The sequence below is a fragment of the Ensifer sp. 1H6 genome, from assembly GCF_001976035.1.
Lineage (GTDB): Bacteria > Pseudomonadota > Alphaproteobacteria > Rhizobiales > Rhizobiaceae > Ensifer > Ensifer canadensis.
In genome coordinates, this window is sequence record NZ_MOAI01000009.1 from 42,463 (window position 1) to 54,613 (window position 12,151).

Annotated in this window: 10 protein-coding genes; 7 read left to right on the forward strand and 3 right to left on the reverse strand. The window is 63.0% G+C overall.

The window, feature by feature from the left end; translation table 11 throughout:
- The first annotated feature begins 65 nt into the window (after positions 1 to 65).
- The 4 genes from BKP54_RS12700 to BKP54_RS12715 are packed head-to-tail and all read left to right on the forward strand — an operon-like array spanning position 66 to position 5,165.
- Complete coding sequence (locus BKP54_RS12700; RefSeq protein ID WP_128090415.1) at positions 66 to 1,751, forward strand: iron ABC transporter permease; 1,686 nt, start codon at positions 66 to 68, stop codon at positions 1,749 to 1,751.
- Complete coding sequence (locus tag BKP54_RS12705; protein ID WP_057209935.1) at positions 1,748 to 2,848, forward strand: ABC transporter ATP-binding protein; 1,101 nt, start codon at positions 1,748 to 1,750, stop codon at positions 2,846 to 2,848. Before BKP54_RS12700 ends, BKP54_RS12705 begins: the two co-directional genes overlap by 4 nt.
- Complete coding sequence (locus BKP54_RS12710) at positions 2,845 to 3,450, forward strand: histidine phosphatase family protein (protein WP_025429367.1); 606 nt, start codon at positions 2,845 to 2,847, stop codon at positions 3,448 to 3,450. Before BKP54_RS12705 ends, BKP54_RS12710 begins: the two co-directional genes overlap by 4 nt.
- A 29-nt stretch (positions 3,451 to 3,479) precedes the next feature.
- A complete protein-coding gene (locus BKP54_RS12715; RefSeq protein WP_025429366.1) occupies positions 3,480 to 5,165 on the forward strand; it encodes a Na/Pi cotransporter family protein in 1,686 nt (561 codons plus the stop codon).
- 109 nt (positions 5,166 to 5,274) lie between these two features.
- On the opposite strand, the gene BKP54_RS12720 is transcribed toward BKP54_RS12715, so the two are convergent.
- Complete coding sequence (locus BKP54_RS12720; protein ID WP_025429365.1) at positions 5,275 to 5,526, reverse strand: hypothetical protein; 252 nt, start codon at positions 5,524 to 5,526, stop codon at positions 5,275 to 5,277.
- Positions 5,527 to 5,897: 371 nt separating this feature from the next.
- Between BKP54_RS12720 and BKP54_RS12725 the strand changes: the two genes are divergently transcribed.
- Both BKP54_RS12725 and BKP54_RS12730 read left to right on the forward strand, forming a co-directional pair.
- A complete protein-coding gene (locus BKP54_RS12725; RefSeq protein ID WP_025429364.1) occupies positions 5,898 to 6,320 on the forward strand; it encodes a RidA family protein in 423 nt (140 codons plus the stop codon).
- A 196-nt stretch (positions 6,321 to 6,516) separates the two neighbouring features.
- Complete coding sequence (locus BKP54_RS12730) at positions 6,517 to 7,488, forward strand: 3'-5' exonuclease (protein ID WP_084814489.1); 972 nt, start codon at positions 6,517 to 6,519, stop codon at positions 7,486 to 7,488.
- A 256-nt stretch (positions 7,489 to 7,744) separates the two neighbouring features.
- On the opposite strand, the gene dinB is transcribed toward BKP54_RS12730, so the two are convergent.
- A complete protein-coding gene (gene dinB / locus BKP54_RS12735) occupies positions 7,745 to 8,785 on the reverse strand; it encodes a DNA polymerase IV (protein ID WP_244497418.1) in 1,041 nt (346 codons plus the stop codon).
- A 100-nt stretch (positions 8,786 to 8,885) separates the two neighbouring features.
- Positions 8,886 to 10,952, reverse strand: a complete 2,067-nt coding sequence (locus BKP54_RS12740; protein ID WP_025429361.1) for an ATP-dependent helicase — start codon at positions 10,950 to 10,952, stop codon at positions 8,886 to 8,888.
- 406 nt (positions 10,953 to 11,358) lie between these two features.
- Here BKP54_RS12740 and recX point away from each other — a divergent pair, with 406 nt between their 5' ends.
- The gene (gene recX / locus BKP54_RS12745; RefSeq protein ID WP_057212962.1) at positions 11,359 to 11,871 is read left to right on the forward strand and encodes a recombination regulator RecX; all 513 of its coding nucleotides are present in this window, start codon (positions 11,359 to 11,361) and stop codon (positions 11,869 to 11,871) included.
- Positions 11,872 to 12,151: the final 280 nt, after the last annotated feature.

Below are 12,151 nucleotides of genomic sequence, written 5' to 3' on the forward strand. Positions count from 1 at the left end.
AAATGACATTCATATCTACCTTTGCGCCATCGGGCGGTCGCCGGCTGCTCCGATCAGGCTTCGTCATGCCGGCAATCCTCGTTGCCATCGTCGCCATCCTGGTGGTGGCGCCGCTTGTGCGCATCCTTCTGTCGACGCTCACCCCTGCAGGCATCGGGGCCTGGCAGGCGGTGCTCTTCAGCCCGCTGTCCTTCAATCTTTGGTGGCGCCCCCTGTTCAACACCATGGTCCTCGGCTTCGGGGTCGCCAGCGGCTGTCTTATCCTCGGCGGGTTTCTGGCCTGGCTGGTGGTCCTGACCGACGTGCCGGGACGTCGCCTGCTCGGACTGATGGGGACCTTGCCCTACATGATCCCGAGCTTCGCCGCGGCGCTTGCCTGGGGGACGCTGTTTCGAAACTCACGGCTCGGCGGCTCCGCCGGCTTCTTCGAAACCAATGGCCTTGCCATTCCCGACTGGCTCGCCTGGGGGCTGGTGCCGACCGCGATCGTGCTGATCGCCCACTATTATTCGCTGGCCTATGCGATTATCGCAGCGGCCCTGAGTTCGGTCGGCGCCGATCTCGTTGAAGCCGGTCAGATGGCTGGTGCGAAGCGTCCGCGTATCTTCTTCGGCATCATCCTGCCCGTCGTCACGCCGGCGCTGATCGCTGCCGCTTCGCTTACCTTCGCCGGCGCCGTTGCCAATTTCGCCGCACCTGCGCTCCTGGGATTGCCGGTGCGCATGCAGACGCTTTCGACCCGCCTCTTCGGCATGATCGAAACCGGCCAGAACGAGCGCGGCTTCGTGCTTGCGCTGTTGCTGATCGCCGTTTCCGCACTGTTCCTGTGGATATCGGACCGCATCGTCTCCGGCCGCAAGGCCTTCATCACGGTCACCGGCAAGGGCGGACGCACGAAACGGTTTCCCCTTGGCGCCTGGCGCTGGCCGCTCTTTGCCGTCGCCGTGCTCGTCGGTCTTCTGACCACGGTGACGCCGGTCCTGGTGCTTGCGGCCTCAAGCCTTGCGCCTCAAAGCGGGGCCCTGTTTTCGAACTGGACGCTGCATTTCTGGATCGGCGAAGGCGGCGGCGAAATTGCCCAGGGGCAGGCGGGCATCTTCCGCAATCCCGTGCTGATCGACGCGATCTGGAATACCATCCGCCTCGGCCTTGTCGTCGCGCTGACGACGATGCTGCTTGGCCTGGCGCTCGCCTATACCATCGTCCAGCGCCGCGGCAGTCTGCTCGCCACGATCCTCAGCCAGCTTGCCTTCGTTCCGCTTCTGGTGCCGAGCATTGCCTTTGCAGCCGCCTATATCGCGCTCTTCGGTGCGCCGATTGGTCCGCTGCCTTCGCTTTACGGCACCTTCGCGTTGCTGGTGATTGCAGCCTCTGCCCACAATCTCCCCTTTGCCGTGCAGTCCGGCCGCTCGGTTCTCGGTCAGATCTCCGCCGACATCGAGGAAAGCGCGCGGCTGACCGGGGCCGGCCTGCTCCGGCGGCTGTTTGCGATCATCTTCCCGCTGGCGATCCGCGGCCTTTTTGCCGGTGCGATCCTCGTCTTCGTCAAGATGGTGCGCGATCTCTCGCTGGTCGTGCTGCTGTTCACCGCGACGTCGCCCGTACTCAGCATGGTCGCCTATCGTTATGCCGCCGAGGGCTTCATGCAGTTTGCCAACGCCATAACCCTCGTCATCCTTATCGTCTGCCTTGCGGCCTCGTTTCTGGCCCACGGCCTCCAGAACCGCGTCCAGAAATGGAAAGAGTCATGAACGCCCTAGCAACCGGCGCTGCGGACGCCATAGAGATCCGCAACCTCGTCAAACGATTTGGCGCCTTCACGGCGGTCAAGGATGTCAACATTTCGGTCCCGGCCGGCTCGTTCCTGGTACTCGTCGGCCCGTCCGGCTGCGGCAAGTCGACATTGCTGCGCATGTTGGCAGGCCTGGAAAGCCCGAGCGAAGGCGAGATCGCCTTTGTCGGCCAGACGGTCTCCAGTGGTGCGGGAGGCGTCATCGCCGACGCGGGGCGGCGCAACGCCGGCCTCGTCTTCCAGAGCTACGCCCTTTGGCCGCACATGACCGTCGCCGGCAACATTGCCTGGCCGTTGAAGGTCGCGCGATGGCCGCGCGAAAGACGCGACCGCCGCGTCAAGGAGGTGCTTGCCCTGCTTGGCATTGGTGCCCTTGCCGAACGTTATCCAGCGGAAATCTCCGGCGGCCAGCAGCAGCGCGTCGCCATTGCCCGCACGATCGCGCCCGAACCCAGCATCCTGCTGTTCGACGAACCGCTGTCGAACCTCGATGCCAAGCTGCGCATCGAGATGCGCAGCGAATTGATGCGGATACACCGGGCAACGGGCGCCACGTCGGTTTATGTCACCCACGACCAGGTGGAGGCGATGACCATGGCGACGCACGTCGCAGTGCTCAACAATGGTCGTGTCGAGCAGTTCGGCAAGCCGATCGAGCTGCTGCGCAACCCGGCAACGACCTTCGTCGCCACCTTTCTTGGCACGCCGCCGGCCAACCTCCTACCGGCGCGCCGGGTTGGAGAGACTTTCGTGTTCAATGATACGCCATTGGTGTCGGGCTCGATCGCCGCTGGCCATCCAGAGGTGCAGCTTCTCTATCGGGCCGAGGACGTCTGCGTCGGCGCGGTGCCGGACAAACCGTCGGTCACCGCGCGGTTTGCCGAGGCAGCACCGATCGCCGGACGCACGATGGTCACCGCCATGCTCGGCGATCTGCGCATCACCGGCATGGCGGAGGGTTACTTCAGCGCAATGCCCGGGGACGCCGTCACACTGTCATTCATCAGGACCCCTGACGCTGTCTTTGCCGTCAGCGGAGAAAGGATAAATCAATGAGGCTGATCCTCATGCGCCATGGCGAAACCGAGTGGAACGCCGAACAACGACTGCAGGGCCAGGACAACTCGCTGCTGTCTGAACGCGGCGTTGCCCAGGTCCGGCGTTTCCGCCCCTATGCCAAGGCGCTGCAGCCCGCCCGTATCATCGCATCGGATCTCGGCCGGACGCGGCAGACCGTTGCGCTGATCGGACATCCGGACGCGCCGTCCGACGAGCGGTTTCGCGAGCTCGACATGGGCGAATGGACGGGGCGTCGCAAGCCGGAGCTGATCGCCGAACGTCCGGAGGACTACACCGCCTGGCGCGCCGGCACCTTTACGCCGGCCAACGCCGAAACCTGGATCGCCTTTCGCAACCGCGTCGCCGACGGGGTTCGTGACTGGATGTCGCGCACGGATGGCGACCTGCTGGTGGTCGCCCATGGCGGGGTCATTCGCGCAGCCTGCCACGAGTTTCTGGACCTGCCGCCCTCGCGCGTCGTTCCCGTGACGCCGGGCACGGCAACCATCCTGAATTTTCCCGTGCCGGACCGATCTGCAGCCCAGCTCGAAGGCTACAACATCGGATCTGTCGCTCCCGACATTTCCGTCGCCGATTGATCGCTTCGAGCGGAAGGACCTTGCTGGACATGAATTCCGGAACGTTTGTCATTGTGGAGCTGCTCGGCGGCGTCGCGCTCCTGCTCTGGGGTGTGCGGATGGTTAGAACCGGCGTCATGCGGGGATGGGGCGATCGGCTGCAGCTGTTCGTCGAACAGCGCCTGTCCAACCGGCTGACAGCATTCGGTGGCGGCATCGCCGCCACCGCTGTTCTCGGCAGCGCCACGGCCATGGCCCTCATTATCGCTGGCCTGGCTGGTGCCGGTGCGATCGGGGCGACGACGGGCCTTGCGGTTCTCCTCGGTGCCGATATCGGCTCGGCGCTCGTATCCGGCCTTTTCGCATCGGGCTCATCGCTGGCAACGACGCTGGCGCCGCTTTTCCTGTTTGCCGGCTATCTCACCTTCGGAGCGTCGAACGAGTTTCGCCCGCGAAACGCCGGCCGCATCATGATGGGGCTCGGCCTCATGTTGCTGGCACTGAAGGTCATCGTTTCGGCGACCGCTCCGCTGCGCGAGGCGACGCTGTTTCACGACGTTCTCGCCGCGATCGCCAACGAGCCGGTGCTCGGTTTCCTCGTCGGCGCCGGTCTCGCCTGGTTCTGCCATTCGACGCTCGCGGTCATCTTGTTAATCGCTTCGCTGCTGACCAATGGCAGTCTGGAAGTGGCCGGCGCCGTGCCCCTGATCCTCGGCGTCAATTTCGGCGGCGGCCTGCCGGCCGTCAGCGCGACCCTCGACCAGCCATCTGTCGCCCGAAGGCTCCCAGTCGCCAATCTGCTTTGCCGCGGCCTTCTGGCAATCGCGCTGCTGCCGTTGGCGCGACAGATCGTCGATGCTGCCACCGGTGTGCCGCTGGACCCCTTGCATGTCGCGGTCGGACTCCATGCGGCGTTCAACTTGACGGTCGCCGCCGTGTTCCTGCCGATCTCCCCTGTCGTCGTGCGCTTCGTCGACCGGTTGATCCCCAATGCTTCGGCCGCCGATGATCCCTTGGCCACACCGCGCTATCTCGACAGCGCTTCGTTGACGACGCCGGCCGTCGCGCTTTCCAATGCCACGATCGAGACGATCCGGATGAGCGAACTGCTGGAGCGCATGTTCAAGATGTCGCTCACGGCGTTGTCGTCCAGTCGGTTGGAGACATTGAAGGAGGTCAACGCCATCGATTTCAAGCTCGGCACCTACATGGGGTCGGTCCATGCCTATCTCGGCCGGCTGGCCCAGGGCGAACTGTCGGGTGGCGATACGCGCCGCGCTTTTGAGATCATGCTTTTTGCCAGCAATCTCGAACACGCGGGTGATGTGATCAAGCTCAACCTCGCCGACCGCATCCGGGCAAAGATCAAGCAGGACATCCAGTTGGCGCCGAGCCAGCGCGAGGCCCTCGATATGCTCTGCGACGAGGTCGCGGTGTCATTACGCCTTGTGCCGGTGGCTCTTTCGTCGCGCGACGTCGGCGCTGCCGCCCGTCTGGCATCCCAGAAAGATCGCTTCCGCGCGCTCGAGGAGCGCGCGATCAATGAGCATCTCGGCCGGGAAGGCATGGAAAAGGGCGTCAGTCTTAGAAGCAATGCTCTGTTCATCGATCTTATTGGTGACCTGCACCGGATCAATTCGCACATAGCGGCCGCGGCTTACCCGCTGATCCAGGCGGCCGGCCTGTTGAACACCACCCGTCTTCGCACGTCTGCCCTCAGCGAGCGGCTGGCGTGAAAGTCGCCCCGGGCGCTTTCAATGGCGGGAGGTTCGACCCGGGAGCGGCGCCGGTCACTTTATCGGTCGTGGCGCCGTTCGGCCCGGAGCCGGAAAATATGGTAGCTCGTCAGTGCAGCGCCGAAGGCATCACGAACACGGACATGCCATCCTGCTCGACGGCGCTGAGAAATTCGGCGAGCGCTGCGGCATCCGTTGCGAAGAGATCCTCCCAGCGTGTCGACATGCCCTGGGTATCGATGACTTCCAGCGCCCACTCGTTGCCGTCCTCGATCCGGGAGATTTCGACGGTCACAGTGATGCCGTCGCGGGAGAACTCCTGCGAGAGCGGGGACAGGACGATTTTCGGTTCTTCGTTCATGGGGCACCTTTCGCTGTGATGCGGAGACGGTTAGACCGATTTGTCGAACCGACTGCCTCTAGCTACGCCATTGCTGTTAAAGCAATCAAGGCCGTCGTCGGGTTGGGCAAGAAGCTACCCGATCTGCCCTGTTCGAACGCAAGCAGTTCAATCATCGCGTCGCGCGGGATCCGGCACCCGTGACCGCCTGTGTCTAAATGCGAACGCTCGCAGCCAAAAAGAAATCCACTCGCCCGCGTCACGGGAAGCATTGCTGGATCGTCAAAACGATATGGAGCCTGAACGCGCTGTCCGGCACGCCGACCCACAACGTCGGCGATCCTCCATACGGCGTTTCCACGGCTTCGTCGTGCAACAACGGAAAGCAAAAAATGTCGTCTACAACTACAAAATCGCCTATTCGCCTTTTCAATCCACCTGGGCTTTATGATGCATCGGTCAATGGTTACTCCCATGTCGGCCTGGTCCCGGCGGGCGTGCGGCTGGTCTTTGTCGCCGGCCAGGGAGGCGAGGACGTGCAAGGGGCTCTCGATCCGGATTTCCGACTGCAGGTCCGCCAGGCGCTCGCCAATCTGCGCACCGCGCTTGGTGCCGCGGGCGCTGATACAAGCGACATCGTCAAGCTGACGGTGCTGATCGTCGACCACTCCGAAGAACGGTTGCATATCTTCGGCGCTGAAATGGAAGCGGCGCTGGGTGAGGGCGCAAAACCCACATGCACACTGATCCCGGTGCCGCGGTTGGCGCTTGACGGGATGCTGTTCGAGATCGAGGCTGTTGCCGCGCTCGGCTAACCGGACCCATCGCGGGCGCCGTGAGTGGCGCCCGTTCGACCCTTCCGGGCCGAGATCTTGCCGCTTGGCGGTCCGCTCACAGGTTTTCCCGGGTTAAATCCGGCCCGCTCGCCACAGGTTGTTGACAGTGTGGGAAAGTGATGGCGCGATGGGCGCTCGGTCTTCCCTTTCGCCAAAAGTTCCGGGAGAAGGGCTGATGGCATTGCAATACGACATGTTTGTTTCGTCCGATCCGGACGAGAAGGGCGCACGCTCCAAGCGCGCGTCCTCACGCGCGGCTGCCGGCATGAGCGCCGGCGCCATGGTCGATCATCTGGAGGCGACGGGTCGCTACCGCGTTCTGCAAAAGCTGGAGCCGCGCCCCGTCGTGGCCGCGCCGCGCGCCGAGTTTCCGCTCGTCGGCGTCATCCTCGACACCGAGACCACCGGCCTCAACCATCGCAAGGACGAGATCCTCGAGATCGGCGTCATTGCGTTCACCTTTGACGCTCAAGGGGCCATCGGCGACGTGATCGACGTCTATGGCGGTCTGCGGCAGCCGAGCGGCTCCATTCCAGCCGAGATCACGCGCATCACCGGCATTACCGACGAAATGGTCGCCGGCGAAACCATCGATGTTGCCCGGCTTCAGGCGATCATTGAGCGCGCCGATCTGATTATCGCCCACAATGCCGGGTTCGACCGGCCGTTTTGCGAAGCTTTTTCGCCGATCTTCGAGAAAAAGGCCTGGGCCTGCTCGGTCTCCGAGATCGGCTGGAGCGACCGCGGCTTCGAGGGCACGAAGCTCGGCTACCTCATCGGCCAGGCGGGACATTTCCACGACGGCCATCGCGCCGTCGATGACTGCTTTGCGCTGCTTGAGGTGATTGCGGGCTCAGCCGCTGATCCGCAAGAGACACCTTTTGCCGAACTCTACGCGGCAAGCCAGCGATCGCGCGTTCGCCTCTATGCGGAAAACAGCCCCTTCGAGATGAAGGACCACCTAAAGGGCCGCGGCTACCGCTGGTCCGACGGCAGCGATGGGCGCCCAAAATCCTGGTGGATCGAGATCGGCGAAGAGGGGCTGGACGAGGAGCTGCGCTACCTCAGAACCGAAATCTATCGCTGGAACGAGGCCGATCCGCCGATGGTGCGGCTGACAGCCTTCGACCGCTTCAAGGTGCGCTGAGCCGCCTGACCGGCGCAACACGCATGGCTGGTCTGCGAAGTCAGATCTACGAAATCGGTAGGTTTCTTGTATAGTCAACTCATCGAAGCGATGCATCTCCTCCCGCAGGACTTCGAGTGTGCAAGTGCTTTCTCCTCCTCCTAACGAGCGCTTGCCGGAATGGCGACACTCCTCCTCCCGGTTGCCATTCAATCCTTTTGAAAGCCTGCCGCACCTCCTCCCGCGGCAGGCTTTTTCTTTTGGCATGGCCTGATCGTCAGAAAGAAAGTTCCAGCTGCGAGCGGGCTTCTTCTTCGTTGCCATTGAGCGACGATAGCGTGACCCCCAGCAGGCGCACGCCGCGCTTGAACGGATGGACCGATGCCAGCAGCGAAACTGCAACCTCAAGGATCTCGGACGCTCCTGCGACCGGTGTGCCGAGCGTCCTGCTGCGTGTCGCCTGGGTAAAGTCCGAGTACTTCACCTTGACGGTTACCGTCTTGCCGCTCATGCCCTGCGCCTCGCAGTAGCGCCAGACCTTGTCGGCCAATGGCAGCAACTCGGCACATGCCGGTTCGAACTCGAAAATATCCTCGACGAATGTGTCTTCCGCACCAACCGATTTGCGCACCCGGTCCGGCTGCACCCGCCGTTCGTCGATGCCGCGGGCGATGCCGTAGAAATACGGCCCGGACTTGCCGAAATGCTCCTGCAGGAACGCCAGGGTCTGCTGCCGCAGGTCGAAGCCGGTTTCGATACCCAGGCGCTTCATCCGCTCGGCCGTTGCCGGCCCGACGCCATGGAACTTTTTCACCGGAAGCGCCTCGACGAAAGCCGGTCCGTTCTTGGGCGTGATGACGAACAGCCCGTCCGGCTTTCGCTGGTCGCTCGCCATCTTGGCGAGGAACTTGTTGTAGCTGACGCCGGCCGAGGCCGTCAGGTTCGTCGTTGCCTTGATCTTCGCGCGGATCTCCTCGGCGATCTCGGTCGCGATCTCCATGCCCTTCAGATTGTCGGTCACGTCGAGATAGGCCTCATCGAGCGACAGGGGTTCGATGACAGGCGTATATTCGGCAAAAATCTCGCGGATCTGCTGCGACACGCTCCGATAGACGTCGAAGCGCGGCTTGACGAAGATGAGATCGGGGCATTTTCGCTTCGCCGTGACGGATGGCATGGCGGAATGGACGCCGAACTTGCGTGCCTCGTAACTTGCCGCGGCGACAACGCCGCGCGCAGCCGCGCCGCCGACAGCAACCGGCTTGCCGCGCAGCTCCGGATTGTCGCGCTGTTCGACCGAAGCATAGAAGGCGTCCATATCGATATGGATGATCTTGCGCTGCCGCTCCGTTCCCGTCGCATCGGCTGTAGTCTGTCTTCCGATCACGGTGTCGCTAGGCTCGGCCACGTGCCGCTCCTTACTTCCACATGGTCCGCATGCGCGCGCCGACATCGATGCGGATCTGCCTGGCGCTGCGCTCGGACGCTGAGGCGCTGACCACCGGCCAGGATGCCGTCTCGAAGAACTGCAGGAGCGTTGCCGGAATGAACCGCGTGCGCGAGGCGTAGACGTGGCGATCGCCCTGCGCATGCTGGCCGCTCGTGAAGAACCGTTGCGGGGTGATCAGTGTGAGGCTGTCCTTTGCCCGTGTCATGCCGACGTAGAGCAGCCGGCGCTCCTCTTCGATCTCATGCGTGGTGCCGACGCCAAGATCGGAGGGGATGCAGCCGTCGACGACATTGAGCATGAAGACCGAGCGCCATTCCTGCCCCTTGGCCGAATGGATCGTCGAAAGGATCAGATAGTCCTCGTCAAGCAGCGGCACGCCGGCCTGGTCGCTGGTCGCATCAGGCGGATCGAGCGTCAGTTCGGTCAGGAAGCGTTCCCGGCTCGGATAGCCGCCGGCGATCTGCTCCAGTTGCAGGAGGTCGGCCTTTCTGGTGTCGGCATCCTCGTGGATGCGGTCGAGATGCGGCTCGTACCATTCGCGTGCCTGGGCAATTTCACCCGGCCAGCCGCCTGCCTGTTTGCGCAGCCCTTCGATCAGGGTGACGAAATCCCGCCAGTTGTCGCCGGAACGCGGCGGGGCGGGGATCTCCCCGAGGGCTGCCAGCGGTTCCGGATCTGCGGCGATCGCGTCAAGGATCTTGCCGGCAGTCTGCGGGCCGACACCGGGGATCATGTGCAGCAGGCGAAAGCCGGCGACCCGATCCCTCGGGTTCTGCGCAAACCTGAGCACCGCCAGCATGTCCTTGACATGGGCGCTGTCGAGAAACTTCAGCCCGCCAAATTTCACGAAGGGGATATTGCGCCGGGTCAGCTCCACCTCGAGCGGCCCGCTGTGGTTCGACGAGCGAAACAGCACCGCCTGCTGCTTCAGCGTCATGCCGATCTCTCGGTTCTCCAGAACCTTCTCGACGATATAGCGCGCCTGGTCGGCTTCATCCGCGACCGCCAGCAGCTTGGGCCTTTCCGCCGACTGCCGCTCGGTCCAGAGGTTCTTGGTGAAGCGTTCCCGGGCGAGATCGATGACGCCGTTGGCAGCGGCAAGGATCGTCTGGGTGGAACGATAGTTTCGATCAAGCGTGATGACGTCGGCCGGAGGGGTGAACTCGCCCGGAAAATCCAGGATGTTGCGCACTGTCGCTGCCCGGAACGAATAGATCGACTGGGCATCGTCGCCCACGACCGTCAGGCCCCTGCCGCCTGGCTTCAACGCCATCAGCACGGATGATTGAAGCCGGTTGGTATCCTGATATTCGTCGACCAGCACATGGTCGAAACGGTTGCCGATGTCCTCGGCCAGTTCCGGCACGCTGACGGTCTGCGCCCAGTAGAGCAGCAGGTCGTCGTAATCGAGCACGTTCTGCGTCTGCTTTGCCTCGACATAACAGGAAAACAGCTGCTTCAACTGCTCCTCCCAACCGGAAACCCAGGGATAGTGCGCGCGCAAGACCTCGCTCAGCGGCGTCTCGGAGTTGACCGCCCGCGAGTAGATCGACAGGCAGGTGCCCTTGGTCGGGAAGCGGCTCTCGGTCTTCGAGAGGCCGAGCTCATGCCGGACAAGGTTCATCAGGTCGGCACTGTCTTCCCGGTCATGGATCGTGAAATCGACATTCAAGCCGATTTGCTCGGCATAGATGCGCAGCAGGCGCGCGCCGATGCCGTGGAATGTTCCGGCCCAGGTGAGCGCATCGGTGGCAACAGTGGCGTTTGCCCCAAGCACCTGGGCGCAGATGCGCTCGACCCGTCGCGCCATTTCGGAGGCCGCACGGCGCGAAAACGTCATCAACAGGATGCGGCGGGGGTCGGCGCCATTGACGATGAGGTGGGCAACACGATGGGCGAGCGTATTCGTTTTGCCCGACCCGGCGCCGGCGATGATCAGGAGTGGCCCTGCAATCGTTTCGCCGGGTGCGGTTACGCCAAATTCGACGGCATCGCGCTGTCGATCATTCAATTTTTCCAGATAGGCCGCCGCCACGCCGAAGTCCCCGGTAAGTCTCTGCCGATTCTACCTCTCGCGCTGAACGCTGGCACCGATTGCTCGGCCCTGCGGGCGACGCCGAGGCATCCCCGCGCTCGATATGAGAGATTCACGACGGGGAACGAATTAGGAACATATCAGCCGCAGATCACATTGCAAAGGCCCGGTTGGCAATGGCTGAAATGCCCATCGGTTTCCGGTCGCAAAATGCCGGGCTAGCGTTACCGCAATCAATCCCGCCCGTGGCGACTACCGAAGCGCCACGTTTGCGGCTATCTCTGTGGGCGAAATATCGCCCATCAAGCGCATCCCAAAAGAGCCCGCCCACCCCGTGACATCAAACGATCTACAAGCCGACGATCCGCCTTCTGACACGCCGCCCTCCGACGCGCCGACCGCGCGCATGCTGTCCTGGGCGCGCAATTCGGCGGTCTATCGCCTCGAACGACAGATGATGACGGAGAAACAGTTGTTCGACGCCATCACCCGGAAGGCGCGACAGAAGTTCGAGGATATCAGCCAGCAGCAGCTCAAGGCCGTTGCCGAGTTCGCGGTCAAGTTCGCCTATGATCTGAATGCCCTGAACGACGCGGATTATGCGCAGCTCAGCACGCAGTCGGCGGTGCGCAGCGGGAAGTCGAAACGGGCGATTGCGCAGAAGCTTTCGGCGAAGGGCATCGACAGGGAAACCGCCGCCGTGGCGCTGGAGGAGACCGACGATCTGTTTGCTGCCGTGGTCTTTGCTCGCAAGCGCGCTTTCGGCCCCTTCCGCCGCGGCGAGCTCGACGACAAGCGCAAGGCCAAGGAGCTGTCCGCATTCGCTCGCAACGGTTTCGGGTTCGAGATAGGCAGAAAAGTGTTCGAGATGAGCTCGGAGCAGGCCGAGAGTGTGCTGCGGAAGGACGCTTTCACCTAAAGCGCGTCGCGATTTCCAGGATTCGCTTGCGCGCTTTAAGCTCTTGTTTTTGTGCATGTCGTTATCGCAAAACCGCTGCGCACTTTTGCGCGATATGCTTTAGACCAACTGCTGGGCTGAACGCGACATGCCGCTTCCGTCTGCCGTCAGGATGACTCCCCGCTCGCGCCCGACCGGGTGAATTTTGCAACACTCAGTTGGCGGCGAGCGACTGGCGAGGATCATCCACCAAAGAGATCGGCTTTGACCACATTTCGGTCACGAATGGGACCAACAGCCA